The 26,352-nt window shown below is 62.0% G+C and carries 27 protein-coding genes; 18 read left to right on the plus strand and 9 right to left on the minus strand.

The genetic code is table 11. The features are described from left to right. The first annotated feature begins 71 nt into the window (after positions 1–71). Complete coding sequence (locus HBOR_RS07825; RefSeq protein WP_006054422.1) at positions 72–1,616, plus strand: DUF790 family protein; 1,545 nt, start codon at positions 72–74, stop codon at positions 1,614–1,616. A gap of 28 nt (positions 1,617–1,644) precedes the next feature. Here HBOR_RS07825 and HBOR_RS07830 read toward each other — a convergent pair whose 3' ends face one another. Then, positions 1,645–2,193, minus strand: a complete 549-nt coding sequence (locus HBOR_RS07830; protein ID WP_006054423.1) for a DUF7122 family protein — start codon at positions 2,191–2,193, stop codon at positions 1,645–1,647. Next, positions 2,190–3,128 (minus strand): RsmB/NOP family class I SAM-dependent RNA methyltransferase, encoded by a 939-nt coding sequence (locus HBOR_RS07835; RefSeq protein ID WP_006054424.1) that lies wholly within the window; start codon positions 3,126–3,128, stop codon positions 2,190–2,192. The genes HBOR_RS07830 and HBOR_RS07835 overlap by 4 nt, the downstream gene beginning before the upstream one ends. A gap of 144 nt (positions 3,129–3,272) precedes the next feature. Here HBOR_RS07835 and HBOR_RS07840 point away from each other — a divergent pair, with 144 nt between their 5' ends. The 5 genes from HBOR_RS07840 to dnaJ all read left to right on the plus strand — a co-directional run bounded on the left by HBOR_RS07840 (position 3,273) and on the right by dnaJ (position 9,116). Further along, entirely contained in the window at positions 3,273–4,013 is a 741-nt protein-coding gene (locus HBOR_RS07840; protein ID WP_006054425.1) for a proteasome assembly chaperone family protein, read from the plus strand. Positions 4,014–4,103: 90 nt separating this feature from the next. Next, positions 4,104–4,874, plus strand: coding sequence for a nucleotide exchange factor GrpE (locus tag HBOR_RS07845; protein WP_006054426.1), 771 nt, complete (start codon positions 4,104–4,106; stop codon positions 4,872–4,874). A gap of 116 nt (positions 4,875–4,990) precedes the next feature. After that, positions 4,991–5,746, plus strand: coding sequence for an alpha/beta hydrolase (locus HBOR_RS07850; protein ID WP_006054427.1), 756 nt, complete (start codon positions 4,991–4,993; stop codon positions 5,744–5,746). Positions 5,747–5,884: 138 nt separating this feature from the next. Further along, complete coding sequence (gene dnaK / locus HBOR_RS07855) at positions 5,885–7,792, plus strand: molecular chaperone DnaK (protein ID WP_006054428.1); 1,908 nt, start codon at positions 5,885–5,887, stop codon at positions 7,790–7,792. 157 nt (positions 7,793–7,949) lie between these two features. Next, on the plus strand, positions 7,950–9,116 hold the full coding sequence (gene dnaJ / locus HBOR_RS07860; protein ID WP_006054429.1) for a molecular chaperone DnaJ: 1,167 nt from the start codon (positions 7,950–7,952) through the stop codon (positions 9,114–9,116). Positions 9,117–9,138: 22 nt separating this feature from the next. On the opposite strand, the gene HBOR_RS07865 is transcribed toward dnaJ, so the two are convergent. Then, on the minus strand, positions 9,139–10,089 hold the full coding sequence (locus HBOR_RS07865; RefSeq protein WP_013440573.1) for a M48 family metallopeptidase: 951 nt from the start codon (positions 10,087–10,089) through the stop codon (positions 9,139–9,141). Positions 10,090–10,184: 95 nt separating this feature from the next. On the opposite strand from HBOR_RS07865, the gene HBOR_RS07870 reads away from it, so the two are divergent. Together HBOR_RS07870 and HBOR_RS07875 are read left to right on the plus strand one after the other, a co-directional pair. Beyond that, a complete protein-coding gene (locus HBOR_RS07870; RefSeq protein WP_049890580.1) occupies positions 10,185–10,505 on the plus strand; it encodes a cupin domain-containing protein in 321 nt (106 codons plus the stop codon). A gap of 121 nt (positions 10,506–10,626) precedes the next feature. Beyond that, the gene (locus tag HBOR_RS07875) at positions 10,627–11,718 is read left to right on the plus strand and encodes a CobW family GTP-binding protein (RefSeq protein ID WP_013440575.1); all 1,092 of its coding nucleotides are present in this window, start codon (positions 10,627–10,629) and stop codon (positions 11,716–11,718) included. Here HBOR_RS07875 and HBOR_RS19965 read toward each other — a convergent pair. Then, complete coding sequence (locus HBOR_RS19965) at positions 11,693–11,845, minus strand: hypothetical protein (protein ID WP_006054433.1); 153 nt, start codon at positions 11,843–11,845, stop codon at positions 11,693–11,695. The genes HBOR_RS07875 and HBOR_RS19965 overlap by 26 nt on opposite strands. 132 nt (positions 11,846–11,977) lie before the next feature. On the opposite strand from HBOR_RS19965, the gene HBOR_RS19970 reads away from it, so the two are divergent. Further along, positions 11,978–12,133 carry a hypothetical protein gene (locus tag HBOR_RS19970; protein ID WP_006054434.1) on the plus strand — a complete coding sequence of 52 codons (156 nt, stop codon included), beginning with the start codon at positions 11,978–11,980 and terminating at the stop codon, positions 12,131–12,133. 33 nt (positions 12,134–12,166) lie between these two features. On the opposite strand, the gene HBOR_RS07880 is transcribed toward HBOR_RS19970, so the two are convergent. Beyond that, complete coding sequence (locus tag HBOR_RS07880; protein ID WP_006054435.1) at positions 12,167–13,333, minus strand: glutathione-independent formaldehyde dehydrogenase; 1,167 nt, start codon at positions 13,331–13,333, stop codon at positions 12,167–12,169. A gap of 228 nt (positions 13,334–13,561) precedes the next feature. On the opposite strand from HBOR_RS07880, the gene HBOR_RS07885 reads away from it, so the two are divergent. Further along, the gene (locus tag HBOR_RS07885; RefSeq protein WP_394295388.1) at positions 13,562–14,299 is read left to right on the plus strand and encodes an acetyl-CoA synthetase; all 738 of its coding nucleotides are present in this window, start codon (positions 13,562–13,564) and stop codon (positions 14,297–14,299) included. A gap of 24 nt (positions 14,300–14,323) precedes the next feature. On the opposite strand, the gene HBOR_RS07890 is transcribed toward HBOR_RS07885, so the two are convergent. Continuing rightward, positions 14,324–15,379: an ABC transporter ATP-binding protein gene (locus HBOR_RS07890; RefSeq protein WP_006054437.1), complete on the minus strand. Its 1,056-nt coding sequence runs from the start codon at positions 15,377–15,379 to the stop codon at positions 14,324–14,326. Between the two features lie 180 nt (positions 15,380–15,559). Here HBOR_RS07890 and HBOR_RS07895 point away from each other — a divergent pair, with 180 nt between their 5' ends. The 3 genes from HBOR_RS07895 to HBOR_RS07905 are packed head-to-tail and all read left to right on the plus strand — an operon-like array spanning position 15,560 to position 18,539. Then, positions 15,560–16,708: an ABC transporter substrate-binding protein gene (locus HBOR_RS07895; protein WP_006054438.1), complete on the plus strand. Its 1,149-nt coding sequence runs from the start codon at positions 15,560–15,562 to the stop codon at positions 16,706–16,708. Positions 16,709–16,714: 6 nt separating this feature from the next. Continuing rightward, positions 16,715–17,641 (plus strand): ABC transporter permease, encoded by a 927-nt coding sequence (locus HBOR_RS07900; RefSeq protein ID WP_006054440.1) that lies wholly within the window; start codon positions 16,715–16,717, stop codon positions 17,639–17,641. Position 17,642: 1 nt separating this feature from the next. Next, on the plus strand, positions 17,643–18,539 hold the full coding sequence (locus HBOR_RS07905; RefSeq protein WP_006054441.1) for an ABC transporter permease: 897 nt from the start codon (positions 17,643–17,645) through the stop codon (positions 18,537–18,539). A 41-nt stretch (positions 18,540–18,580) separates the two neighbouring features. Here the strand turns inward: HBOR_RS07905 and HBOR_RS07910 are convergent, their stop codons facing one another. Then, a complete protein-coding gene (locus HBOR_RS07910; protein ID WP_006054443.1) occupies positions 18,581–20,587 on the minus strand; it encodes an AMP-binding protein in 2,007 nt (668 codons plus the stop codon). A gap of 107 nt (positions 20,588–20,694) precedes the next feature. On the opposite strand from HBOR_RS07910, the gene HBOR_RS07915 reads away from it, so the two are divergent. Both HBOR_RS07915 and HBOR_RS07920 read left to right on the plus strand, forming a co-directional pair. Beyond that, positions 20,695–22,128, plus strand: a complete 1,434-nt coding sequence (locus tag HBOR_RS07915; protein ID WP_006054444.1) for a short-chain fatty acid transporter — start codon at positions 20,695–20,697, stop codon at positions 22,126–22,128. Positions 22,129–22,248: 120 nt separating this feature from the next. Beyond that, positions 22,249–22,836 carry a GNAT family N-acetyltransferase gene (locus HBOR_RS07920; protein ID WP_006054445.1) on the plus strand — a complete coding sequence of 196 codons (588 nt, stop codon included), beginning with the start codon at positions 22,249–22,251 and terminating at the stop codon, positions 22,834–22,836. A 31-nt stretch (positions 22,837–22,867) separates the two neighbouring features. On the opposite strand, the gene HBOR_RS07925 is transcribed toward HBOR_RS07920, so the two are convergent. Beyond that, positions 22,868–23,155 carry a hypothetical protein gene (locus HBOR_RS07925; RefSeq protein ID WP_006054446.1) on the minus strand — a complete coding sequence of 96 codons (288 nt, stop codon included), beginning with the start codon at positions 23,153–23,155 and terminating at the stop codon, positions 22,868–22,870. A 144-nt stretch (positions 23,156–23,299) separates the two neighbouring features. Then, the gene (locus HBOR_RS07930) at positions 23,300–23,596 is read right to left on the minus strand and encodes a DUF7520 family protein (protein WP_006054447.1); all 297 of its coding nucleotides are present in this window, start codon (positions 23,594–23,596) and stop codon (positions 23,300–23,302) included. A gap of 92 nt (positions 23,597–23,688) precedes the next feature. On the opposite strand from HBOR_RS07930, the gene cdd reads away from it, so the two are divergent. From cdd to HBOR_RS07945, 3 genes are all read left to right on the plus strand, one after another. Beyond that, positions 23,689–24,102 carry a cytidine deaminase gene (gene cdd / locus HBOR_RS07935; RefSeq protein ID WP_006054448.1) on the plus strand — a complete coding sequence of 138 codons (414 nt, stop codon included), beginning with the start codon at positions 23,689–23,691 and terminating at the stop codon, positions 24,100–24,102. 62 nt (positions 24,103–24,164) lie between these two features. Then, positions 24,165–24,983: a nucleoside phosphorylase gene (locus HBOR_RS07940; protein ID WP_006054449.1), complete on the plus strand. Its 819-nt coding sequence runs from the start codon at positions 24,165–24,167 to the stop codon at positions 24,981–24,983. A 148-nt stretch (positions 24,984–25,131) separates the two neighbouring features. Further along, a complete protein-coding gene (locus tag HBOR_RS07945) occupies positions 25,132–26,322 on the plus strand; it encodes an NAD(P)/FAD-dependent oxidoreductase (RefSeq protein WP_006054450.1) in 1,191 nt (396 codons plus the stop codon). Positions 26,323–26,352 lie beyond the last annotated feature (30 nt).

The following is a 26,352-nucleotide window of genomic DNA, read 5'->3' on the forward strand; positions in this document are numbered from 1 at the left end:
TCTCTTGTCCCTGTCCTTGTCTCCGCCTCCGCGTCGGCGGGCTTTTGTCGCGCCCCGGCCAACGCTCCGCCGTGCTGACGAAAGACCTCCGCCGCGTCTCCCGTGCGGGCGGCGGCTACCATCCGCAGTTCGTCGGACGCGAGTCGCGGCCTCTCGCGGCGCGCGTTATCGGCGTGTTTCAGGGCCACGTGGGCGAACCTCGCCACCGTCTCGACGACGCCCTCTCGTCGCTCGAAGACGAGGCCGACGACTTCAAACTCGTCCGCGGACTCGCTGCGCTCCTCGACCGGGAAGCGACGTTCGAGGTCGTGGCCCCTCTCCCACCGACGCGTGTTCGTCGGGCGACGTTTGAGGAGGCTGAGACGGCAGGTGTCCCCACCACGACGGAGGCGCGGACGGCGGTTCTCAAGCGCGTCGCGGATCGTCTCGGAACCGACACCGAGGCTATCGAAGAATCGTTGTACGCCGATAGAGCGGTGAACGAGGTGTTGACGGAGTTCGACGCTCGTTGGTCTCCCGATTCGTTGTTGGAGCAGTACAATCTCTCGCTCGCACAGACTGCACTGTTCGACGCCACCGAAGTTCGCGTCCGGAGTTCAGACCCGAAGCGACTCGTCTCGGCGGTGAAACGCCTCGGTCTGATGTACGAGATTCGCCGTGACGGCGAGACGCGCGAACTCGTCGTTACAGGCCCCGATGCGCTCTTCCGCCGGACGCGACGCTACGGGACGGCGTTCGCGCGTCTGCTCCGGACCGTCGCCGGAACCGCCGAGTGGACCATGACAGCGACTATCGACGACCGCGGAACCGAACGCGAGATGACGCTTTCCGATGCTGATCTCTCAGTTCCCAACGTCGAACCGGTGACGGAACCGACGTACGACAGCGGCGTCGAAGCCGACTTCGCCGCCCGGTTCGAGGGGTTGGACCTCGATTGGGAACTCGTGCGCGAACCCGAACCGCTCGCGGCAGGCGCGCGGGCGATGATTCCCGACTTCGCGTTCGTGTACCGGCCCGGTGGCGACGCCGCAGGCGAGAACTCCGGCGACGACCCCGAGTTCCGCGTCTTCTTCGAGGTGATGGGATTCTGGACGCCCGAGTACGTCGAGAAGAAACTCGACCAGTTCGCCACCGTCTCAGACGATGTGGAACTCGTCGTCGCCGCTGACGAGTCGCTAGCTGTCGCCGAGGACGTGGCCGAACTCGACCACCGCGTCGTCACCTATTCGGGATCGGTCCATGTGAAAGACGTGGTGGACCTGCTTCGCATCTACGAGGATGAACTGATTGCCGAAGCAGCGGACGACCTCCCTGACGAACTCTCTCCTGACGCTGACGTGGCTTCGCTCGCCGAACTCGCTGACTCCTACGCCGTCGCCGAGGACGCCCTCGAATCGGTATCGTTCCCCGACCACGAACAGGTCGGGCGGGCGTTAGTTCGGCCCGCCGTGGTAGACGCGCTCGGTGACGAACTCGAAGCCGGGATGTCGCTGTCGGACGCCGAAGCGATTCTGGAAGAATACGGTCTCTCCGACGCTTCGGCGGTTCTTTCCCGTCTCGGTTACCGAGTCGAATGGGAAGGTCTCACTGGCGGGACACTCCGCGAGAAGCAATAGGAGACTGGAGACGAGCGCGCCGCGCCCGTTACGACAGGTCTTCTTGGCGACCTTTCGGAACCGTCGAGCGGAGTTCGCCGTGGAGATAGAGACCGACGCCGATAGGTTCTCTCTCGCCTTCGAACTCGTGAGCGGCGACGAGATAGCCCCAGTCGCCGTCCCATCGGTCGAGTTCTTGGTCCTCGCCGCGCACGAATCGGTCCGCCTCGTCACCTTCGAGGACGACGACGTTCTTCGTCGCTTCACCGCAGAACCGCTGGACGGCGTTGGTGGAGGGTTTCCAGTGTTCCTGCCGTGCGCGGAGGATGCGCAGACCGAGTCCTTCGACGGGTGACGGCGTCGGCACGTCGGCGGCGAACGCCCAAATCTTCCCGTTGCCTTTCTCCCAGAAGGTGTGGCCGTCCCACGTCTCCGGTGGGACTTCGTACCGCTGTTCCCACCACTCGACAACCTCCTCGCGGGTGGGGCGGCCGGCGACGACGCGGTCCTCGGCCGTCGCCGGGAGGCGGTCGAACTGCTGGCCGTCGTTCTCGGGCGTCTGGTCTTCCGTCCCGTTTCCAGTCGTCTCGTCGCTCATGCTGTCACCTCCAGTTTCGCGCAGAAGAACCCGCCCGTGTCGTTGTGATGCGGATAGACGCGGTGGGCGAGTTCGACCGACGGGTCGTACTCCTCGTCTTCCCACTCGGTGACGCCGGGTGCTGTCTCGAAGTTGTCAGGGGCGTCCCACGGGACGAGTTTGCAGTCTTCCTCGCCGAGGACATGATCGAGGACGGCCTCGTTCTCCTCGGGTGCGAACGTACACGTCGAGTAAACGACGGTACCGCCGGGTCGAGTGGCTTGGACAGCACGCCGGAGAATTCCTTTCTGGATGCCGGCGACGCTGTGGACGTGGTTCATCGTCCATCGGTCGAGCGCGTCGGGGTTCTTTCGAATCGTTCCCTCACAGGAACACGGCGCGTCCACGAGGGCCTTGTCGAACGCATCGATGGCCGCCGAGTCGTCGGTGTCCTCACCGAACGGTTTCAGCGAGTAGTTTCGCGCGTCCTGATTCGTCACGACGAGGTTGCTGACGCCGAGGCGTTCGGCGTTGTGGCGGAGCGCCGAGAGACGGCCGAGATTGTTGTCGTTACCGATGAGGACGCCGGTATCGTCCATCAGGTCTGCGAGTTGCGTCGTCTTACTGCCGGGGGCGGCGCAGGCGTCCCAGACGATTTCGCCGGGTTCCGGGTCGAGCGCGAGCGCCGGAAGCGCCGACACTTCCTCTTGGCCGTGCAACCAGCCGTGGAAGTACGGCCACGTCGTCCCGGGGCCGCGTTCGTCGAGTTTCAGGATGCCGGGATGCCAGTCGGTGGGCTCGTAGCCGACGTTTTCGGCGTCGAGGGCCGAACGTGCGCGATCAACCGTCGTCTTGATGGTGTTGACGCGGACGACGGACGGGAGCGGCCGGTCGCAGGCCGCGAAGAACGCGTCCTCGTCGTCCACGAGCGGCGCGTACCGCTCTAAGGGGTTCATTACCCACCCGTACCGGAGGGGGGCGCTTGTGGGTTTCGGACCGCGCGTCTCGGTGTGACAGACCGACCCGGCGCGGGAGAACGGATTCGCGTCGGTACCGTCCCAGCACCCCGGTTTTACGTCACCAGAGAGTGAATTATCACTATGGCCAAAATAGCCGTCCTCGACGACAGTGTGTCGCTTTCCGAACCGACGATGGTTGAAGGACTGCCCGGCGTCGGGTTGGTCGGCAAGATTGCGGCCGACCACCTCGTAGAGGCGTTCGATATGGTCCACTACGGTAACCTCCACTGCGACGGTATTCCGAAAGTGGCCGTCTATCACGAGGGAGATCCCGAACTTTCGACGCCCGTCCGCCTCTACGCCGACGCGGAGCGCGATCTGCTCGTCCTCCAGAGCGACGTTCCCATCGTGCCGCAAGCCGCGACTGAAGTCGCTAACTGCCTCTCCTCGTGGTTCGACGACATAGAGAGTATGCCCATCTTCCTCTCGGGACTCCCGCAGGAGAAATCCGAAGACGTTCCCGCGTTGTACGCCGTCGCTGCGGGTGAAGGAGCAGCTATGGTCGAAGAGGCGGGCATCGACTTCCCCAACGAGATGGGCCTGATCTCCGGACCGACGGGCGCGTTGCTGCACGATGCCCTCAAGAACGACCGCACGGCGGTCGGCCTGATCGTCGAGTCGGACCCGCAATTCCCTGACCCCGAAGCTTCCCGCGTCATCATCAAGAAGGGGATCGAACCGCTGGCGGGCATCGAAGTACCCGTTGACAATCTCGTTGATCGGGCCGAAGAGATTCGCAACGCGAAGAAACAACTCGCGCAGCGGATGCAACAGGGTGACGAGGAGAGTACGCAAGCCCAACCGCTCCGAATGTACCAGTAGGCCCGCTTCGAACGGTCCGACCCACCGGCTCCGAGAACGCCGTCGGACGAGTCGTACAACCTTAAGCCGCGCCACCCGTTTTGGTCAGATATGACCGACGAGTCCCCCGACGGCCGTGTGTCCGAGAGCGCAGACGCTGACGAGACGACGGACCCCGACGTCGATGGGTCCGACACGACGGCCGATGCAACAGCAGCGGCCGAGCAGAACGGGGAAGCCGAGGCGGCCGAAACGGAGACGGCCGCAGAGAAGGAAGCCGAAGCGGAGACTGCTGAAACCGAGACTGCTGAAGCGGAGGCAGTTGGCGACGCAGCGAATGCCGAAACGACGGGTGATGTTGCTGCCCGCGTCGCGGAGTACGACGACGAACTCGCCGACGAGGTGGCCGCACTCGAACGACGAGTCCAGAAACTCGAAACCAAACTCGCTACGAAAGCCGAGGAAGCGGACGAACTCACCGAGCGTCTGAAACGGACGCAGGCGGACTTCCAGAACTACAAGAAACGCGCGAAGAAGCGACAGGACCAGATCCGAGAGACGGCGACCGAGGACTTCGTCGAACGCGTCGTCACCGTCCGCGACAACCTCCTTCGCGCTCTGGATCAGGACGAAGATGCCGACATCCGTCCGGGGATCGAATCGACGCTGGAGGAGTTCGACCGCATCCTCGCCGACGAGGACGTATCAACTATCGACCCCGAACCGGGCGAAGAAGTTGACCCGACGCGCCACGAAGTGATGATGCGCGTCGAGAGCGACCAGCCAGAGGGAACCGTTGCTGACGTGTATCAGCCGGGATACGAGATGGCCGAGAAAGTCATCCGCGAAGCGCAGATTACGGTCAGTAAAGACGACGAGTAACTGAACCGCTCCTGAGACCGCACAGGCTGGCCGATTCACGTAGGCTTTTGTTCTCACCCTGTCACGCTTCAGGAGTGAGAATTCCGTTTCGAAATCAGTTCCGTGAGACGCCTCGAATGCGATTTTCCGTCCACGGCGACGGTGGTGAGGATCTGCTGTTCGTCCTCGGCTGGGGCAACGAACCTGACGACAAACACGTCTCGTGGTTGCTCGACAGACTCACCGAGGAGTACTGTGTCCACGCTGTCACCCTCCCGATGAACGGCTGGGACTTCGATGATCAGTATCTCTCCCCCGTCCGGACGTACTACGAGGATCACGACTTCGACGTGGTGCTGAGTCACAGCACCGGCGGACTCATCGCCGCGCATCTCGCGGATGTGGTGGACAACGCTCCCCGAAACGTGTTTTTGAGTCCGTGGTGGGGGACAGCCCCGAACGATGGGTTCGAGTCGGTAGTTCTGCCGTACTATCTCCAGATCCCGACCACTCGGCGGCTGTTCTCGCCCGAACGAGACACCCCGGTTATCGGTGACCTGAAGTCCGAAGACGAGTACGACGAAGCACCGCAAGGCATCTCGCCCGCGTTCCTTCGGACAATTATGGACGCACAAGCGCGACTCCCCTATTTCCGAGAGCAGGACGTGGTGTTCTGTTCGCTATCGGATCGGATGGTCAGTGTCCGCGCCATCGGTGACCGGACACCGACCGAGAACCTCCGTCCGTACGACGGCGGCCACGAGTTCTTCTCTTCTTCCGGTCGGGAAGCGGTGGTCGAGGACGTGTTGGCAGTACTCGACGAGGGAGTTGACGCAATTCGAGGACCGTCCTCGACCTCGTCATACGGTAACGTTCCTGCCGAGATGGACTGACTGCGGTTCGATAAAAAACCCAGTCACATCGCACAGCCGGGAACGATCAAATCGCAAGACTGCGGCGACCTGCTCTAGCGCCGGCCACGCTCCCGTCTAGTAACCTTTAACCGATTTAGACCAGTAGTTGCCGCCAAGATGGCGAGCAACAAGATTCTCGGTATCGACCTCGGTACCACGAACAGCGCTTTCGCGGTGATGGAGGGTGGGGACCCCGAAATTATCGTGAACGCCGAGGGCGACCGCACCACTCCCTCCGTGGTGGCGTTCACCGACGACGACGAGCGTCTCGTCGGCAAGCCCGCAAAGAATCAGGCGATTCAGAACCCGGACCACACGATTCGTTCTATCAAGCGCCACATGGGTGAGGAGGACTACACCGTCGAAATCGACGACGAGGAGTACACTCCCGAGCAGATTTCGGCGATGACCCTCCAGAAGATCAAACGCGACGCCGAAGACTACCTCGGCGACGAGGTAGAGAAGGCCGTTATCACCGTTCCGGCGTACTTCAACGACCGCCAGCGTCAGGCGACGAAGGACGCCGGCGAAATCGCCGGCTTCGAGGTCGAACGCATCATCAACGAACCGACAGCCGCCTCCATGGCCTACGGACTGGACGACGACTCCGACCAGACCGTTCTCGTCTACGACCTCGGCGGCGGGACGTTCGACGTTTCTGTTCTCGACCTCGGCGGCGGCGTCTACGAAGTTGTTGCCACGAACGGTGACAACGACCTCGGTGGCGACGACTGGGACCAGGCCATCATCGACTGGTTGGCCGAAGAGTTCGAGAACAACCACGGTATCGACCTCCGCGAGGATCGGCAGGCCCTTCAGCGTCTGAAGGACGCCGCCGAAGAGGCGAAGATCGAACTCTCCTCGCGCAAGGAGACGACCATCAACCTGCCGTTCATCACGGCGACGGACTCCGGTCCGGTCCACCTCGAAGAGAAACTCACACGTGCGAAGTTCGAGTCGCTCACGTCGGACCTCATCGACCGTACGGTAGGCCCGACGGAGCAAGCGCTCGAAGACGCCGGGTACACGAAAGAGGACATCGACGACGTGATTCTCGTCGGTGGCTCCACCCGGATGCCACAGGTCCACGAGAAGGTCGAGGAGATGCTCGGTATCGAACCGAAGAAGAACGTCAACCCCGACGAGGCAGTCGCCCTCGGCGCAGCGATTCAGGGCGGCGTCCTCGGCGGCGAAGTGGACGACATCGTCCTCCTCGACGTGACGCCACTCAGCCTCGGTATCGAGGTGAAAGGTGGCCTGTTCGAGCGACTCATCGAGAAGAACACCACGATCCCGACCGAGGAATCGAAGATCTTCACCACGGCCGCGGACAACCAGACCTCCGTACAGGTTCGTGTCTTCCAGGGTGAACGCGAGATTGCCGAGGAGAACGAACTGCTCGGCGAGTTCCAACTCACCGGCATCCCACCGGCACCCGCCGGAACGCCGCAGATCGAGGTCACGTTCAACATCGACGAGAACGGTATCGTCAACGTCGAAGCCGAGGACAAAGGCTCCGGCAACGCCGAGTCGATCACCATCGAAGGCGGCGCTGGCCTCTCAGACGAAGAGATCGAGCAGATGCAAGAGGAGGCCGAACAGCACGCCGAAGAGGACGAACAGCGGCGTGAGCGCATCGAGGCCCGCAACGAGGCCGAGAGCGCAGTCCAGCGCGCGGAGACGCTCCTCGAAGAGAACGAAGAGCAGGTTGACGACGACCTGCGCGCCGACATCGAGGCCGCGATGGACGATGTCGAGGCGACGCTCGAAGACGAGGACGCGACGAAGGAGGAACTCGAAGACGCGACCGAGGCGCTCTCGAAGGAACTCCAGGAGATCGGCAAGCAGATGTACCAGCAGCAGGCCCAAGCCCAAGGTGCACAGGCCGGTGCCGGCGGTGCCGGACCCGGCGGTGCAGGCGGAATGGGCGGTATGGGCGGCCAAGGCGGCCAGAGTCCCGGCGACGACGACGAATACGTAGACGCCGACTTCGAAGATGTAGACGAGGACGACGAAGACGCGTAAGCGTCTGAGTCGTCTCAATCGTTCGCTCCCGGAACACGCTGCGTTCTGGGACTGTCGGGAGCCCAAACTGAGGCATTCGCTCGCCTCTCACGTTCGAGATTCTGTCGCCACTGACCCGTTCTTTTGAAGTAGTTCAATCGAGTAACGCAGATAACGAATGAGCGAGGACTTCTACGACGTACTCGGCGTTTCACGAGACGCGTCCGAGGACGAGATCAAGCAGGCCTACCGAAAGAAGGCCGCACAGTACCATCCGGACGTTTCCGACGAACCCGACGCAGAGGAGAAGTTCAAGAAGGTAAAGAAGGCAAAGGAGGTCCTGACTGACGAGCAGAAGCGTCGGCAGTACGACCAGTTGGGTCACGACCGGTTCGAACAGGCCGAAAAACGCGGCGGTGTCGGCGGCGCTGGCGGCATGGGCGGTCGGGGGAACCCGTTCGGCGGCGCTGGCGGCGGCCAAGGCAACCCCTTCGAGGACATCTTCAGCCAGTTCTTCGGCGGTGGCGGTGGCATGGGCGGCCAGGGCCAACAGCGTAACCGGCCACGACAGGGCCAGAACCTCCGAACGCGCGTGAGCCTCGACCTCGAAGAGGCCTACGAGGGCGTCGAAAAGCAGTTCTCCGTCGAGCGCCCCGAACGCTGTCCGGAGTGCGATGGCGACGGCCACCCTGCCGATGCCGAGGTACACACCTGCCCGCAGTGTAACGGACAGGGACAGACGACGACCGTCCGAGACACGCCGCTCGGCCGCGTTCAGCAGACGCAGACCTGTCGCCAGTGCAACGGCGAGGGGCAGACGTACAGCGAGCGGTGTTCGCAGTGTAACGGCGACGGCGTCGTCCGCGAGGAAGCGACGCTGGAGGTCACTATTCCGGCGGGCATCCGCGACGGGCAGACGCTCCGGATGGAGCGCGAAGGCGCGCCCGGCGAGAACGGCGGGCCGAACGGTGACCTCCTCATCGAGGTTTCCATCCGCGAGCACGAGGACTTCGAACGCGACGGCGACGACCTGCACCACCGTCTCGCTATCTCCTTCCCGCAGGCCGTCTTCGGCGCGACGGTGGAGGTGCCGACGGTCAACGGAACGACCGAGTTAGAGATTCCGAAAGGCACCCAAAGCGGCGAGTCGTTCCGCATCCGCAACGAGGGCATGCCTCACCTGCGCGGTCGGGGTAACGGTGACCTCCACGTGCAGGTGCAGGTCGTGACGCCCGAGAACCTGAACGACGAGCAGCGCGAAGCACTCGAAGCGTTCGCGGAAGCCGGTGGCGAAGAGGTGAACGTGAACGAGGGCTTCTTCGAGAAGATCAAGAACTCACTGTAACGGCGCTCCCTCGCTCTCGGATTCACTCCTCGCTCGCGCCGATTCCGTCTCTGTCCAGTGCCGTCAGTCGTTCCAGTCGCTCTTTGACTGGTGGGTGCGTCCGCGTCAGGTCTTCGAGATATCTGAATACGCTGCCGAAATAGCCACGCCGTAACCCACTGAGGTCGGCCGTCACACCGCGTTGTCCCGCGACGACGGAGAGCGCGGCAACATCAGTTCGCTCTCGGAGGTCGGTCTCCGGTATCTCGGTGCCCTCCAGCGTACGGAGTGCGCTCGCCAGTGCCGCAGCGTCACCCGTTATCGTCACCGCGCCGCGGTCCGCGGCGAATTCCCTCGCACGCGAGAGGTTGCCGACAGCGATCCGCGCTCCTAACTCAAAGGTCGTCGCCAGACCGTAAATGACCGATCCCGCGGGATGTTGGTCACTGCTCTGTTGCGGCGTCGAGAGTGACTGGATATGGTCGGCCAGTACGACGGGCGCAAGGGCGACTGTCATCACCGCCGCGTCGCTGTTGGCAATGTGCGCCACCTCGTGAGCGAGAACGGCACGGAGTTCGTCGCCGTCCAGTCTATCCAGAATGCCCTGCGAGAGGACGATAGTCGCGTTCGACTGACTCAATCCCGTCGTGAGTGCGATTGGTTCGTCAGTATCAACGAGAGCAATAGTTGGCATGGGGATACCCACCTGCGAAGCAAGCGCGCTGACGGTTCGTGACAGTTCGGGCCGCTGCTCCGGTTTCTCCTCGTAGGCGGCGAGACGGTCGAGGAGTCCGAGACCCATGTAGTGTTCCCAGAGGGCGACGCCACCGACGAAGACGAGTGCCAACACCGGTGCAAAGGTGATGGGATAGCCAACCACCGCGAACACAGCGGCGAAGAATCCCGTGATCGCGAGAACGGCGACGACTAAGAGGCCGAGAAGGACGAAGACAGTAAGACCCATCCGGAGACTGAGAGACGTGTCGGTCTTCACACACCAGAGTAGCCACAGATAAGTCAAATATCTATTTCATACGATCCGTCAGGTGACAGGAGATGCAAATGGCCGCCGCCCGTATATTGACCTGTATGTCCCATACGAGAGCGAACTACCGAGACGTGGCGGCGACAGCCGACGCGTTGCACTTCATGCGCGAGGAACTCGACACCGAGAACCTCGGATTCACCGTCGTGGAGGCCGACCCCGACTGGACCGGAATGGAACACGACCACGCCGACGAGGATCACGAGGAGGTGTACTTCCTCGTAGAGGGCGAGGCGTCGCTCGTCGTTGAAGGCGACGAAGTGGAACTGAATCCGGGGGACGCCGTGCGCGTTTCACCTGACGCCGAAAGACAGATTCGAAACGGACCCGTCGAGAGCCGATTCGTCATCGTCGGTGCGCCGTAGCCGGGTTCCGTGGTGCATCACGCTCTCTGTTGAGAGCGCACTGGGATCGAAATCCAGTGTGTCCGTTCTTCGAATCCGACGGCTCCGGAACGTTATTTCGCTCCTCCGCCAACGTTTGGTGATGACCGCCGGGAGCGACGATACGCGGCCTGTGACCCTCGTCAGCGGAACGCTCGGTGCGGGAAAGACGACGCTCGTCAATCGTATCCTCCAGAATCAAGCGGGCTACGACGTGGCCGTCCTCGTCAACGATATGGGCGAAATCAACGTGGACGCCGAGTTGGTCGCCGGGTCTACGGACGAGGACGTGATCGACCTCACGAACGGATGTATCTGCTGTCGCCTGCGGGACGACTTGACGGACGAGGTGGTCCGCCTCGCGGACGAACGCGCGTTCGACTGCTTGCTCGTCGAGGCGTCTGGAGTCAGCGAACCGTTCCCCATCGCCAAGACGTTCTTGGAGGAAGACGAGGTCACAGACCGCTACCGTCTCGATACGATGGTGTCGGTCCTCGACGCGTACGGCTTCTGGAAGGAGTTCGATCCCGAGACGACCCGCCCGGACGGGCGGCACCCCGGCGGCCGCGAACTCGCGAACGTACTCGTAGACCAAGTGGAGTTTTGCGACGTGCTGCTGTTGAACAAGTGTGACCTCGTCCCCGACGACGCCATCGATGAAGTGGAGGCGGTGGCACGGGAACTGCAACCGCGGGCGAGCCTATACCGGACGACGTACGCCGACGTGTCTCCCGAAACAGTTCTCGACACCGGGCTGTTTGACTTCGACGCGGTCAGACGCTCTGCGGGATGGAAACGACAGCTTGCAGGGGAGCACGAAGACAGCCACGACCGCGCTGATGGGGAAGGCGACCACGGTGTCTCGTCGTTCTGCTACGAATCGACCCGCCCGTTCCATCCCGAACGGTTCAACACCTGGATAGATGAGTGGCCCTCGGGCGTCTACCGCGCGAAGGGCTTTTTCCTTCTCCCCACCCGTTCCGAGACGGTGATGGGGTTGAACCGCGCGGGGCCGTCGGTCACGGCTGGACCCATCGGCGAATGGCGGGCGGACGACGAACCGGCGACGCGACTCGTATTCATCGGAACTGACGTAGACGAGGCGGCGATTCGAGAACAGTTAGCCGACTGTCTTCTCACCGATGAGGAGATGGCCGACGCTGACGCGTTCAGCGACCCGTTTCCGACGGCGTGACCTGTTCTCTGAGTTCGTCCCACTCCGCTTCGAACCCGTAATTCGACTCTCTGTCGGCCGCGGCCGCCTGCGCCGACTGATACACGTCGTCGTATTCGAGTAACTTGTGCCACCCCTCGTTCATCATACAGTACAGACACATGGTTGACTCGTACTGCTCCAATTTACATGGAAGTTACTTATGGATTTCTAAGACATTTATCCAAACTCTGACAGTCATACCCGAAAATATATTAATCAGCACCATTTGCTGCTGGTAATGGCTGAACAGATAGTATCAATGTACCGCGAAGTTGTCTCAGGAAAGTGTAACCACTGCGAGTGGAAAGCCATCGCCACGTCGTACCCCGAGATGGTCGAGATGTATCATGACCACCTCCGGGGCGACCATCCTGCGGCGTGGATGCGCGCCTGAGACGGCTGACGGAAAAACGTGAGGACGGTACAGTCAGGGTTCGAGGAGGACCTTGGTGACGCCCTCTTCACGTTTGTCGAACTTTTCGTACATCTCGGGGGCTTCTTCGAGTCCGACGCGATGTGAAACGACCCAACTCGGGTCCGCACGACCTTCGATGATGAGGTCGCGGAGCTCACGGTTGTGGTCTTTCACGTTGCACTGGCCCGTCCCGAGGCGTTGGCCCTTCTCGAACAGTTTTCCGAAGTCGATTCCGAGACGACCCTCCGCGGCCATCTCGTCGGGCGCACCGGGGTCCGAGGGGACGTACAGACCGGGGATGCCGAGTTGGCCCGTCGGTCTGACGGTTCGGATGAGTTGGTTGAGGACGACTGCCGGGTTCTCGCGCGCCGGGTCGTACGGGTCGTCGTCGGCTTCTCGGGCCCGTTCGGGATCAACGGCCTGATAGCCGACCGCATCGACGCCTCGATCAACTTCGCCCCCGTGGGCGTCGGTTATCTGCTCGACGGGGTTCCCATCCTCGAAGTTGATCGCCGTCGCATCGCAGTGTTTTTCGGCCAGTTCGAGGCGACTCGGGACGCGGTCTACGACGAAAATCTCCGATGCTCCTTTTATTTTCGCGCTGTAGGCCGCCATCAGACCGACCGGTCCCGCGCCGTAGATGGCGATGGACTCGCCTGGCTTGAGTCCCGCAAGCTCCGTTCCGTGCCATCCTGTCGGGAAGATGTCGGCCAGCAGGGCAAAGGAGTCCTCGTTTGCTCCTCCCTCCGGCAGTTTTAGTGCGTTGAAGTCTGCGTACGGGATTCGGAGTTTCTCGGCCTGTCCGCCTTTGTACGGACCCATGGCGACGTATCCGTACGCACCGCCGGCGAATCCCGGATTCACGTTGGTACAGAACCCGGTGTACCCCTCCTCACAGTTCTTACAGAACCCGCAAGCGACGTTGAACGGTGCGACGATTCGATCTCCCTCTTTCAGTGTACTTACACCCTCGCCGACTTCGGTCACCACGCCCATGTTTTCGTGACCGAAGACGATGCCCGGTTCCGCGGCGGTCCGTCCCTCGTACATGTGGAGGTCGGACCCGCAGATGGCTGTCGTCGTAATGTCGATAATTACGTCGTTCGGGTGTTCTAACTCCGGTTCGTCTACGTCTTCGACTGCTACCTCGTTCGGTCCTTGATATACTACGGCCTTCATTGACATGTGTTGCCACCACTCATGAATCGGGAGCAGTTCCTATTATGTCATTTTGTCCTCGAAGGTGACTGTCAGGACAACTGCTTTCACCGAATAGACTGAAACTACTCTGGTTGTACCTCTTGTTTGTGGCTGGCTCGGTCGGCGTGGCGGGGTATCTACGACGACACGAGACGTCGCCCACCGCGGGACGACGAAACTTTCACGCGGGCGTCCCTCGCTTCGAATGTGACATCCGACGCCCCGCCGACGCGGGTGGCTGACCCCGCCGTCGTCGGCGATCTCGTCGCCCGCGACCGGCGAACGTCTGCGCCCGCTCTCCGTGCCGACGCCTCCGGCCGTTCGTACAGTTACTACGACTTCGTGACGACCTCGTACAAAGCGGGGAACGTCCTCCGCTACCTCGGCGTCCGGGGTGGCGATGAGGTGGCTGTCGCGCCCGATTTTCTGCCGGAACCGCTGTTGACGTTCTACGGTGCGGCGCAGTTGGGTGCCGTCACCGTCTTCGACGCGGACATCTCGTCGCTGCCGCGCGCGACGGTGGTCGGCGTCGAACGGGAATCGGAGTTCGACTTGCCGCCCGGACACAAACTCGCCGTCTACGGTGGCGCACCCGAACGTCCGGACACGACTCACTGGGAGAAAGAAGTGTGGAGTGAGAATCCCGCGGTCCATCCCGCCGACGTGTCGCCCGCCGACACGGTGCTTCGGGCCGACGGACAGACGTACACGCACGCAGACCTCCTCGATGCGGCCGTCGCTGTCGTGGACGAATACGGGATCGGCGTCGGCGACGAGGTGGTCGTTCGCGACTCGTTCGCTCGTCCGAGCGTGGTCGTCTCGGGTCTCCTCGCGCCGATATTGGCCGGTTCTGTGCTTGTCTTCCCCGATGAGGAGACGGTGGGTGACGTGGCCGTCGGTGAGGGACCCGAAGAACGCCGAGTTGACCTTGCGGGCGTTTTGTAGTCGAAGCCGTAACGTGCAGACGGGTTAGGCCTCGAACACTACTGGCGCGCCCGGTCTGACATCCACGCGGAGTTCGTCGCCACGCTCGATGTTTCCACGTCGGCCCTGCGTGACGACCGACAGCGGCGGCAAGTCGTTGGCGGATTCGATGACGTAGTTCGTCTGGTCGCCCTGGAAGTACCGCTCGACGACCGTTCCGCTGATGTCTCCGTCGTCGGCCACGATGAGATCTTCGGGGCGGATGGATACGTCTACTGCTCCGTTTACTTCGGTGTCGGCTTCGAGGACCATGCCGTTCTCGCCGCCGAGTTCGACGACGCAACTGCCGTTTCTCCGCTGTGCTTCGCCGTGGAGCATGTTCGTATCGCCGATGAAGTCCGCGACGAACGAAGTCGCTGGATTGCGATATATCTCCTCGGGCGTCCCGATCTGCTCGATGCGGCCGTTGTTCATGACTGCGACGCGGTCCGAGAGCGTCATCGCTACCTCCTGATCGTGTGTGACGTAGAAGAACGCCCCCTGGACCTTCTCGTGTATCTTGCGCAGTTCGACCTGCATCTGTTTACGGAGTTTTCTGTCGAGTGCCGACAGGGGTTCATCGAGGAGCAACACCTTCGGTTCGTTCACGAGAGCGCGTGCAATGGCGACGCGTTGCTGCTGGCCGCCGGAAATCTCCGTCGGGTCGCGGTCTGCGAACCCTTCGAGATCCACCAGTTCGAGAAAGTTGCGGACCCGTTCGCTTCGCTCTCCGGCGTCCACGCCCGCCTTTTTGAGTCCGTATCCCACGTTCTCGCCGACCGTCATATGCGGGAACAACGAGAGATGCTGGAAGACGAGATTCGTGTCGCGCGCTTCCGGCGGCACGTCAACCATCGAACGCCCGTCGATGCGGACATCTCCCTTTGTGGGCGTCTCGAACCCGCTTATCATCCGAAGCGTGGTCGTCTTCCCACACCCAGAGGGACCGACAAGCGAGAAGAACTCGCCGCGTCGCACGGAGAAATCCACTCGGTCAACTGCCGTCACGTCTCCGAACTCCTTCCGAACACTGTCGAGTTCGACCAACGATTCGTCTGACATCTTCGACAGCGTTTCGTGCCAACACTCATCAATGTTGTGGGGCCAGACCCCACGTATTTCGAATCTCTCTTCGATAGCTCGATTTCCCTCCGACTCACTGCCCGAATCGGGTTACATCCTGCAAGGTGGCGTTGGATTTATATGTAGTTCCTGTAATCGTGAGAGCAGGTGTCAGGAATCATGGTCAATGAAAACACGGATGATTGCTCGCAGTCGTCAAGTACCACCCGTCGTGCGTTCCTCACCGCGGCAGGAGCGGCTGGCGTCACGGGAACTGCAGGCTGTCTCGGTGGTATCACCGGGTCCGGTGGCGGTTCCGCGACGACGCTCGAAGTCCTGACGTGGGAGGAGTACGCTGAACTCAAAGAGGACATCGAGAGCCGACTCGACGTCACGGTCAACTTCACGAAATCCACTTCCTCTTCGAAGATGTTCTCGGGGTGGAAGTCGGGGCAGGACGCACAGTACGATATCGCCGTCCCGAACAACAACTACGTCCCGAAGATGGTGGATGCGGACCTCGTCGCTCCCGTTCCGAGCGACGCCGTGTCGAACTACGACTCGACGTACGACAAGTTCCAGTCGTTCGCTGAGTCACAGTTTACGAAAGACGGCACGATGTACGGGGTGCCGATCCGCTTCGGTTGGTACGGTTACTCCTACGACTCGCGGAAGATACCGACCGACCACGAGAAGTCGTACGACGTGCTGTTCAGCGATTCCTACGAGGGAACGGATCTGTCGGGGCAGATCATCATGTACGACAACCACTTCAAGGCGATGAGCGCGGCGGCGCTCTACCTCGGCTACCGCGACGCCTTCACGGGGAGCAAAATAACGCTGTCTGAAAAACAGATCGACGAGGTAAAACAGACGATGAAAGAGCAGAAGTCGCTCTTGCAGGGCTATATCGCCGCCGACCCGACGTACATCAAGTCGTTCAAGCAGGGAAACTTCGTCATCGGGCAGTCCGGCCGTAACGAGATCGTCGAGATGAAAGCCAACGGGACGGACTGGGCGGAGATGGCTGCTCCCAAAGAAGGCTCTCTCGCGTGGTTCGAGTCCGCCGTCGTCTCGAAGAAATCCGACAACAAGGACATGGCGTGGAAGGTCATCAACGAGTTCATCGCACCCAAACTCGGTGCGAAACTCGGAAAGGTCGGCTACTCGCCGAGCGTCAACCCGAAGATTCAGGAACATCTCTCGGACTCGGAAAACGAGATGTTCGGCCGCATCGATCCGTCCCGTCTCGATTCGATGATTCCGTTCAAAGCCGTCGAGAACGAGGACAAGTGGCTGACCGCGTGGGAAGAGATCAAATCGGCCTGACGACAGATGTCCACGACATACGACCGCGACGGGGTTCGTGAACGACTCCTTCGTGCCGTCTCCTCCCGGCGAGCCAATCTCGGCGTCAGCGCCGGACCGGCACTGGCGTGGCTGTTCTTCCTGCTTCTCGCGCCGTTGACGTTTATGGTGACGGTCAGCTTCATGACCGTAAACGAGTCGTACGCCATCGTCTGGGAACCCACGCTCGCAAACTACAGCGCGTTATTGAGTGGCGACGGGGCGTTCTGGCAGACGTCGTTCTTCAAGTCGCTGCTGTTGTCGTACTTCATCGCGGCGGTGACGACGGTTCTCTGTCTCACTCTCGCGCTCCCCCTCGCGTATCTGTTGGCCCGGCGCGGCGGACGGACGTTCAAGGTGGTCATCTTCCTCGTCCTCCTGCCGTTCTTCACGATGTACCTCGTTCGGGCGTACTCGTGGTTCCTGATGTTCGGCCCCAGCGGCGTCATCAACGACACGCTGTTGACTATCGGCGTCGTCTCCGAACCGCTCGGCCTGTTCAACTTCGGCGTCCCCGCGATAATCGTCGGGTTGACGCACGCGTACTTCCCGTACATGCTCCTCTCGCTGTACGCCAGCCTCGACGGCGTGGATTTCTCGCTCGTTGAGGCGTCGCGTGACCTCGGTGCGGGTCGGTTCGAGGCGTTCAAAGACGTGGTTTTGCCGCTCATCCTGCCGGGGATGATAAGCGGTAGTCTGTTCGTCTTCGTTCCCTCTCTCGGGGCGTTCATCACGCCACGCTTCCTCGGACAGGGGAAAGTATTGATGATCGGACAGCTCATCGAGAGCCGAATCAACTCGCTGTACGCCATCGGTTACGGGAGTGCCGCGTCGATGTTCATTATCGTCAGCATCGTCGTCGCGTTCGCACTCGCGTTCCGCTACGTCAGCATCGAAGAGTTAGGAGGTGCCTGAGATGGCGGCCGAATCCGAGTCTGAGACGGCCGCTGGTGCGCGGACAGATACCGACGTTCGGTCACCGTCCCGTCTCGGCTACGAGAGCAGGGAGCGACTGCTGAAATACGGTCTCTACGGGGCCGCGGCCGCACTGCTCGTGTTCCTCTGGGTACCGCTCTTGGTGATGATGTTCCTCTCGGTCGCCCAGAACGCCTCGACGCTGTTCCCCTTCGAGGGCTTCACGCTCTCGCACTACGCGGCAACGTTTGCAGACACCGCGTTGATGGGGAGTCTATGGACGAGCGTTCAGATTGCGACCGTGTCCGCGATTATCGCCACCGTCCTCGGCGTCGCGGCGAGTTTCGCCCTCGCTCGGCACGACTTCCCGCTGAAGGAGGTGTACCGAACGTCTGCCATCCTGCCGATGGTCGTTCCCGGCATCATCCTCGGCATCGCGCTGCTCATCTTCTATCAGACGGTGCTCGGATTCACGATGGGGTTCGGAACCATCGTCCTCACGCACAGCGTCTACGGGTTGCCGTTCGTCGTCCTCATCGTGACGGCGCGGTTGTACTCGTTTGACGAATCGCTGGAGGAGGCGGCCCGCGACCTCGGCGCAGACCCGGTGGAGACGTTCCGCGACGTGACGCTTCCAATCGTCGCGCCCGCCGTCGGTGCGGGATTCCTGTTCGCGTGGATTCGCTCCTTCGAGGACTTCATCCGCGCGTTCTTCGTCCGTGGGACGACCGACGTACTCACCACGTCGATGTTCTCGATGATCAAGTACGGTACCGCGCCGAAGATGAACGCCATCTCGTCGTTCATCGTCTTCGTCATCGCTATCGTCCTCGCGGTGGCGATGAATCTCGGGAACGTCACGGGTTACGTCGCCGGAACCGTAGACGAAGAAAACTGACGGGGCTTCCTCGCGCGGGACCCGACCGCTGATTTTTCGTTCTACCGCGCGTCTCGAATCTCGTCTAACGCGTCGGGATTCTCGATACTGGAGAGGTCACCGGTGTCCTCGCCCTGATGGACGGCGGCGATGGCCCGGCGGATGATCTTGCCCGATTGCGTTTTCGGGAACTCCGAGACGAACTTGAGTTCGCGCGGCCGGAACGGCTTGCCCTGTTCTTCGCCGACGAGTTCGCGCAGTTCCTCGCGCAACTCGTCCGTCGGTTCGACATCGTCTTCGAGGACGACGTAGGCGACGACGGCGGTGCCGGTGGTGTCGTCGTCAACGCCGACGGCGGCGGCCTGATTGACCGCGTCGTGTTCGATGAGGACGCCCTCTATCTCGGCGGGTCCGACCTTCCGGCCGGCCACGTTCAGGGCGTCGTCGGCGCGTCCGTGGAGGAACCAGAAGCCGTCTTCGTCCTTCTGCGCCCAGTCGCCGTGGTCCCACAGCGGCGGGTCCTCGAACGACGACCAGTACTCCTTCAGGTAGCGTTCGTCACCGCTCCAGAGGCTCTTTGTCATCGATGGACAGGAGTCGCGGGCGACGAGGAAGCCGCGTTCGTGCGTGTCCGCGATGCTGTCGCCCGCGGAGTCCACGATGTCGATGTTCATCCCGAGGCCCGGCCCACCGAGCGAACACGGTTTGAGCGGTTGGCTCGGCATCGGCATGAGGAAACAGCCGCAGATTTCGGTGCCGCCGGAGATGTTGATGATCGGCGTGTCGCCACCGCCGACGTTCTCGTAGAACCACATCCACGATTCGGGGTCCCACGGTTCGCCCGTCGAACCGAGCAGTCTGAGCGTCGAGAGGTCGTGTTGCTCCACGTAGCCGTCGCCGTACTTCCGCAGGGCGCGAATCGCCGTCGGCGAGATGCCGAACGTGGTGAGACCGTGTCGTTCGATCATGTCCCAGAACCGGTCGGGTTCGGGGTGGTCGGGCGCGCCTTCGTACATGAACACGGTGCCGCCGAAGGCGTGGTTGCCGATGAGCGTCCACGGCCCCATCATCCACCCGATGTCGGACACCCAGAAGAAGCGGTCCTCGGGCTTGTGGTCGAAGCCGAAGTAGATCTCCTTGGCGCACTGCATCAGGACGCCCGCGTGGGTGTGGACGATGCCCTTCGGTTCGCCCGTCGTCCCCGACGAGTACAAGAGCATCGACTCCTGTGAGGAGTCCAGTTCCTTCGTCTCGTACGTGCTGTCGGCCTCGGCTACGGTTTCGTGCCACCACTCGTCACGAGTCCTCCACTTGATCGATCTGTCCTCCCGCTTTTCGAATCCCAGTCGGTCGTAGACGACGGTGTGTTCGACGTGCCCGGCCTCCGCGATGGCGTCGTCGGCGGCGTCCTTCAGCGTGACCTCGCCGCCCCGGCGGTAGAAGCCGTCGGCGGTGAAAAGCACCGAACACTCCGAGTCTTCGATTCGCGTCGCCGTGGCGTCCACGCCGAACCCGGAGAAGATTGGGACGGCGATGGCACCGACTTTCAGACAGCCGTAGAGAATAGAGACGACTTCGGGCACCATCGGCATGTACAGTCCCACCGTGTCGCCCGTCTCGATGCCGTACGATTCGAGGACGTTCGCCACGCGGTTGGACTCGCGGTGGAGGTCGTGGTACGTTATCTTGCGCTCGTCGCCGGGTTCGCCCTCCCAGATGAGTGCAACGTTGTTGCGCGTCTCCGAGTCGGGGGCGGCGTGTTTGTCCACGACGTTGTGAGCGACGTTGATACTGCCGCCGGGATACCACTCGGAAAACTGCGGGCCGTCGGTGTCGTCTCGAACTGCGTCGTAGTCCTCATAAAAGTCGATGTCGAGGTACTCGACGAGTTCGTCCCAGAACCACTCGACGCCCGACTCCGCGACCCCGTCCACATCGGTGCAGGTGCGCCGAATCAGTTCGTCGTAGTCTTCGATACCGTACTCCTGCATGAACTCGTAGACGTTCGTCGATTCCACGAACTCCCGCGCCGGTTCGTGGACGACTTCGTCCGTGTCGGGTACCTCCATCACGTGCCGTGGTTCTCCGCGTTCTGTGAAGTAACTTTCCCGAACGATAATCCGGGTCTCGTTCGCCCAGAACGTTTATGCCCGCTTCGCTCGCCACTAGTTGCGTCATGTCAACAAACAACACATCAAACTCCGCGATTCAGCGCTTCGGTGCGCAGATGGCGAGCGTCGTCGAACGCGTGATGCCGAGTCCGTTCCTGTTCGCTATTCTCCTGAGTTACGTCGTCTTCGCTGGCGGCATCGTCGTCGAAGGGACGACCCCGGCGTCGATGGTCACGTACTGGTACAACGGGTTCTGGGTGTTGCTCGACTTCGCCATGCAGATGGTGCTCATCCTCGTAACGGGCTATGCGCTCGCCTATCATCCGTTCGTCCAACGCGGTATCGAGAGGCTCACCTCGATTCCGAACAACGGAAAGCAGGCCGTCGTCCTCGTCGGTCTCATTTCGATGGTCATCGCGTGGGTCCACTGGGGTCTCGGCCTCATCGTCGGCGCGGTGATGGCTCGCGAGATGGGTCGGCAGGCGGCAACACGGGATATACAGGTCCACTATCCGCTTCTCTGTCTCGCGGGCTACATGGGGATGGGGCTGACGTGGCATTGGGGTATCGCCGGGTCCGCACCGCTCCTCATGAACACGCCGGGCAACGTCTTCGTCGAGCAGGGAATCATCTCGGATCTGATTCCGACCTCACAGACGGTGTTTCACCCGTACACGCTGACGCTCGTCGTCACCGGCATCCTCTACACCGCTCTCGTTCTCTACCTCCTCGCGCCCGAACCTGCGGACACCGAGGGAATCACCGCCTACATCCCCGAGTCGAAACTGTTCGATTCGGCCGTAGACGGCGGCGAGGACGTTAGTAGTGTGGAGATGCCCTCCGATACGAGTGGCGTGACGGAACCCACAACTCTGAGCGAGATGATAAACCAGAGCCGTCTGACCGGTGGGATTATCGCCCTTTCCGGCGTCGCGTTCGCCCTCTACACGTTCGCCACGCAGGGTCTCTCAGCGTTGAACCTCAACCTCGTCAACTTCCTCTTTCTCTTTCTCGGTCTCGCCCTCTACACCCAGCCAAAAGCCTACCAAGAGCAGTTCTACGACGCCATCACCTCGACGGGCGGTATCGTCCTCCAGTTTCCCCTCTATGCGGGGATCATCGGCATGATGAACCGTTCCGGCCTCTCCGCGACGATGGCCGAGACGCTCGTCTCCCTTTCGACGGAAGCGACGTTCCCCGCCGTCGCGTGGATCACCGCCGCGGTTGTCAACGTGTTCGTCCCCTCCGGCGGCGGCGAGTGGACGGTCATCGGGACGACCGTCCTACAGGCGGCGAACGAACTCGGTGTCCCAGCAGGACAGGCGACCGTTGCCTACGCCGTCGGCGACGCACACACTAACCTCCTGCAACCGTTCTGGGCGCTCCCGCTCCTCGGAATAACAGGCATCCGCGCCCGCGACATGTTCGGGTACGGTGTCACGATGATGTTACTTCTGATTCCGTTCCTCGCAGTCGGCCTCATCTTCCTCCCGTATTGACCGGGCTGACCGGGGATCTCACGATGGTCGCTTTCTCGGGTCACCGACCGTCGATGCGAGCCGTCAACCGGCGTTATGATTCGCATAAATCCTTTTTTGCCCGCCCGCCTACCCTCCGGTATGTACGTACGGGACGCCAAGAACCGCGAAGAGGTTTGGTTACTCGACCGCATTGAGGAGTCGGGACTCGAAGACCCGGCGTTCCGTTCCCGAGACTACGTCATCGCACTCGATGAAGGGACGAACACGAAAGCCGGATTCGGTCGGATTCGCGTTCACAAAGACGAGGGCGAGGAATGGTGTGAACTGGCGTTCGTCTTCACGCTCCCGGCGTGGCGGGACCAAGGAGTCGGTGCGCACGTGGTCGAACGGTTGCTGACGAAGGCGAGCGACGAGGAGTTCGACCGCGTCTACACGTTCACAGTCGAACCCGACTACTTCCTCACGTTCGGGTTCCAGCCGGTGGACAGCGACGACCTCCCCGAGATTCTCCAGGAACGACTCGAAACCGTCCGCGAGGAACGCGGCGAGGACGCCATCGCCATGCGCATTCAGCCCGGGCGATTCCGGATGCCTGATGAACTCCGCGAGCAGTTCAAGCGAGCTACGCCCGCAGACGCGCCTGACGAAGTGCAGATAGAGGAGACGGCCGAGGACTTCGGTATCGACCCTGAGGAGACGACGTACAAGTACGATACCGGGCGGTAGCTTTCGAGTTACCGCTCACGTTTGCGGTTCCTCAGGTTCGGTCTTCGAGGAAGTCGGTGCTGAAGACCATGTAGGCGAGCAGGCTACAGAAGAGGATGGGCGGGAGGATGGCGAACGCCCACAGCGGTTCGAGCCCCCACTGGAGCAGGAACACGACCGTCAACAGGCCGATACTGAGGAACGGCAAGACGGCCAACACGGCCCGCTTTCGGTTTCGACCGCCTGCGTCCGGTTGGAGGGGGCTGTCCGGGTCGAACTCCCCTTCCACCGGCGCGTCCTCAGCCTCGTCATCCGCGGACGTAGTGGCGGAACTGCGCATAGACGTTTGTCGGTCTCCCACTCCTAAAAGCGCCGCGCCTCCCGTCTCGATGACACCAAGACGGTCGAATCGCGCACGCGACAGCGCTGTCGCGCGTCACGTGGGTCGTCTGTACTGCGGTTCGTCTGTACTGCGGGTTGTATGTCACTGCGGGGCGTCTTCCATCCGCGAGGCGAGTTCGACGAGACCGAACAGGCAGACGAGGACGATAGTCGAGAGGACGATGCCGTAGAGTGTCATCGATACTGGCGTGGTCGGCAGGACGATGAGTCCGCCGAAGAGAGGGATTTCCGAAACGACCTCGGAGCCGTTGTTTCCGATGAAAAAGCCGATGATCCCTGAGGTGGCGACGACGCTGGCGCCGACGGCGATGAGAATCGACCGCCCAAGTCCTTCTTGCCCCGTCGGCATCTCGACGGCGGTGTCGGTTTCCGATGGCACACTCCGAATAGGTGATCAGTACGTTTGGTGTTTCCCCTTCGCTGTGCCGACACGACAAACTACTACCGTCCTCCGGAGAAATCTCGCCTCACATGCCCGAATCACTCGTCACTCGCGCCCGCGAGATGCTCGAACAGGCGCACGTCCCCTACTCGGAGTACCGTGTCGGTGCCGCCCTCCGAACCGCCGATGGTGAGGTATTTGTTGGGTGTAACATCGAGAACGCGAACTACTCGAACAGCCTGCACGCAGAAGAAGTCGCCGTCGCGGAGGCGATCAAGAACGGTCACCGCGAGTTCGACCGCCTCGCTGTCACGTCAGGTGCCCGCGACGGTGTTACACCCTGCGGGATGTGCCGACAGACGCTCGCGGAGTTCTGCGACGAGGACCTTGTTGTCGTCTGCGACGAGGGCGGCGAAGAGACGACCGAGTACACGCTCGGAGAACTCCTGCCGAACACCATCTCGCTGGATACGCTGGAGGCGGCGGAAGCAGAGCGGGAGTGAACGGCCGCCGAAGCGGTCCGGGAAAACACAAACCCTTCAACCACGCTCTACGCAGGTAGTGTATGGACGACAGCGAGGACCCGAACGACGAGGTCCAGTATCACATCGAACTCGCCTCCGAAGACGTTGCAGACGCCGTCCTCCTGCCGGGGAATCCCGAACGAGTCGATAAGGTCACCGCACTTTGGGATGACGCCGAAGAGAAGGCGTACCACCGTGAGTACCGCACGGCGACGGGCACCTACGAAGGAACGCCCATTTCTGTCACCTCGACCGGTATCGGCAGTCCGTCGGCCGCTATTGCTATCGAAGAACTCGCCCGCGTCGAAGCGCAGACGCTCATCCGCGTCGGATCCTGCGGTGCGATTCAACCCGAAATGGATGTTGGCGACTTGGTTATCACCTCCGGCGCGGTCAGACAGGAGGGCACCTCTAAGGAGTACGTCCGTGAGGACTACCCCGCCGTTGCGGACCACGAGGTCGTCTCCGCCCTCGTCGCCGCCGCCGAACGACTCGGCTACGACTACCACGTCGGCTTGACGATGAGCGCGGACTCGTTCTACGCCGGACAGGGCCGTCCCGGATTCGACGGCTTCCGCGCCGCTGGGTCGGACTCGCTGGTCGAAGAACTGCAGGACGCGAACGTGAAGAACATCGAGATGGAGGCCTCGGCACTCCTCACCATCGCCAACGTCTACGGGCTTCGGGCCGGTGCGGTGTGCTCAGTCTACGCGAACCGCGTTACGGGTGAGTTCCGAACCGAGGGCGAGTCCCGCGCCGCCGAGACCGCGAGTCTCGCTGTCCACCTCCTCGCCAAGATGGACGAGAAGAAACGCGAGGCTGGCGTGGACCGCTGGCACGCCGGTCTGTCCCTCGACTGAAGTCTCCTCTCGGTCACTACTCGGAGCAGTCGGCCTTTCTGGCGTGTCGTACACCCCGGCAATTTTGTCCGCTCCACGGCGCAGTCTGGCGATTTGAGTGGAAAGACGTTCCAAAGGCCATTTATTGGATGCCTGCGGAGACTTTCGCATGAGCACGCAGGTCGTCGTCCTCGGCTCCGGCTATGCAGGCACCGGTGCCGTCAAACGGCTCGAAGAGGAACTCGGTCCCGACGCGGAACTCACGTGGGTTTCGGAGAACGACTACCATCTCGTCCTCCACGAGGTTCACCGCTGCATCCGCGAACCCAGCGCCGAGTCCAACGTTGCGATTCCAATCGACGAAATCAAAGAACCCCAGACGGAGTTCGTCAAGGGGCACGTCGAGAACATCGACGTCGAAGACCGCGTCGTCGAACTCGAAGACGGGGACGTCGAGTACGACTACCTTCTCGTCTGTCTCGGGTCGGCGACGGCCTTCTACGGTATCGAGGGACTGCAGGAGTTCTCTCACGAACTGAAGAGCCTCGACGACGCCCGCGAGATTCACAGCGACATCAAAGCGGCGGCCGAGGATGCTTCCCGCGACGACCCCGCGAAGGTTATCGTCGGCGGTGCGGGTCTCTCCGGCATCCAGACTGCAGGCGAAATCGCTGGCTACCGCGACGAACACCGCGCACCCATCGACATCACGCTCGTCGAGGGTCTCGACGAGGTGTTCCCCGGCAACGACCCCGAACTGCAGGGTGCGCTCCGCAAACGTCTCGAAGCGCGAGACGTCGAAATTCTGACGGGCGACTTCATCTCGAAAGTTGACGAAGAGAACGTCTACCTCGGCGGCGGCGAGGACGAGGACCCCGAAGAACTCGATTACGACGTTCTCATCTGGACCGGCGGTATCACGGGCCAAGAGGAAGTCGCAGACGCGGATATCGAGAAAGACGAGCGTTCGAACCGCATCTTCACGGACGCCGACTTCCAGACGAGCGACGAACGCGTCTTCGCCATCGGCGACTCCGCGCTCATCGAGCAGGGTACCGACTCCGTCGCGCCGCCGACCGCACAGGCTGCGTGGCAGGCCGCCGAAGTCGCAGGCGAGAACGTCGCGCGCACCGTGAGAGGACAACCGCTCAAAACGTGGACCCACAACGACAAAGGGACGGTCGTCTCCATCGGTGACGACGCCGTCGCCCACGCGGTCAAACTCCCCGGCCTCGGCAAGCTTCCCATCAACGTCTTCGGCGGCCCCGCCGCCCGAGCGTTGAAGAAAGGCATCGCCGCGAAGTGGATCTCCGACGTGACCGACGCTCGCCGCGCCGTCGAGGCGTGGGACAGTCTGTGAACTGCCTCGGGGTCAAGTGGTTCGAGAGAC

It is taken from the genome of Halogeometricum borinquense DSM 11551 (assembly GCF_000172995.2).
Taxonomy (GTDB): domain Archaea; phylum Halobacteriota; class Halobacteria; order Halobacteriales; family Haloferacaceae; genus Halogeometricum; species Halogeometricum borinquense.

Coding starts and splice junctions, on each gene's coding strand:
- HBOR_RS07870 (WP_049890580.1), top strand. CDS start 10,185: ATGTCCCATACGAGAGCGAACTACCGAGACGTGGCGGCGACAGCCGAC.
- HBOR_RS07920 (WP_006054445.1), top strand. CDS start 22,249: ATGTACGTACGGGACGCCAAGAACCGCGAAGAGGTTTGGTTACTCGAC.
- HBOR_RS07895 (WP_006054438.1), top strand. CDS start 15,560: ATGGTCAATGAAAACACGGATGATTGCTCGCAGTCGTCAAGTACCACC.
- HBOR_RS19965 (WP_006054433.1), bottom strand. CDS start 11,845: ATGATGAACGAGGGGTGGCACAAGTTACTCGAATACGACGACGTGTAT.
- HBOR_RS07840 (WP_006054425.1), top strand. CDS start 3,273: ATGGCCAAAATAGCCGTCCTCGACGACAGTGTGTCGCTTTCCGAACCG.
- HBOR_RS07880 (WP_006054435.1), bottom strand. CDS start 13,333: ATGAAGGCCGTAGTATATCAAGGACCGAACGAGGTAGCAGTCGAAGAC.
- cdd (WP_006054448.1), top strand. CDS start 23,689: ATGCCCGAATCACTCGTCACTCGCGCCCGCGAGATGCTCGAACAGGCG.
- HBOR_RS07830 (WP_006054423.1), bottom strand. CDS start 2,193: ATGAGCGACGAGACGACTGGAAACGGGACGGAAGACCAGACGCCCGAG.
- HBOR_RS07890 (WP_006054437.1), bottom strand. CDS start 15,379: ATGTCAGACGAATCGTTGGTCGAACTCGACAGTGTTCGGAAGGAGTTC.
- HBOR_RS07900 (WP_006054440.1), top strand. CDS start 16,715: ATGTCCACGACATACGACCGCGACGGGGTTCGTGAACGACTCCTTCGT.
- dnaK (WP_006054428.1), top strand. CDS start 5,885: ATGGCGAGCAACAAGATTCTCGGTATCGACCTCGGTACCACGAACAGC.
- HBOR_RS07845 (WP_006054426.1), top strand. CDS start 4,104: ATGACCGACGAGTCCCCCGACGGCCGTGTGTCCGAGAGCGCAGACGCT.
- HBOR_RS07910 (WP_006054443.1), bottom strand. CDS start 20,587: ATGGAGGTACCCGACACGGACGAAGTCGTCCACGAACCGGCGCGGGAG.
- HBOR_RS07925 (WP_006054446.1), bottom strand. CDS start 23,155: ATGCGCAGTTCCGCCACTACGTCCGCGGATGACGAGGCTGAGGACGCG.
- HBOR_RS07835 (WP_006054424.1), bottom strand. CDS start 3,128: ATGAACCCCTTAGAGCGGTACGCGCCGCTCGTGGACGACGAGGACGCG.
- HBOR_RS07945 (WP_006054450.1), top strand. CDS start 25,132: ATGAGCACGCAGGTCGTCGTCCTCGGCTCCGGCTATGCAGGCACCGGT.
- HBOR_RS07850 (WP_006054427.1), top strand. CDS start 4,991: ATGCGATTTTCCGTCCACGGCGACGGTGGTGAGGATCTGCTGTTCGTC.
- HBOR_RS07915 (WP_006054444.1), top strand. CDS start 20,695: ATGTCAACAAACAACACATCAAACTCCGCGATTCAGCGCTTCGGTGCG.
- dnaJ (WP_006054429.1), top strand. CDS start 7,950: ATGAGCGAGGACTTCTACGACGTACTCGGCGTTTCACGAGACGCGTCC.
- HBOR_RS19970 (WP_006054434.1), top strand. CDS start 11,978: ATGGCTGAACAGATAGTATCAATGTACCGCGAAGTTGTCTCAGGAAAG.
- HBOR_RS07905 (WP_006054441.1), top strand. CDS start 17,643: ATGGCGGCCGAATCCGAGTCTGAGACGGCCGCTGGTGCGCGGACAGAT.
- HBOR_RS07875 (WP_013440575.1), top strand. CDS start 10,627: ATGACCGCCGGGAGCGACGATACGCGGCCTGTGACCCTCGTCAGCGGA.
- HBOR_RS07940 (WP_006054449.1), top strand. CDS start 24,165: ATGGACGACAGCGAGGACCCGAACGACGAGGTCCAGTATCACATCGAA.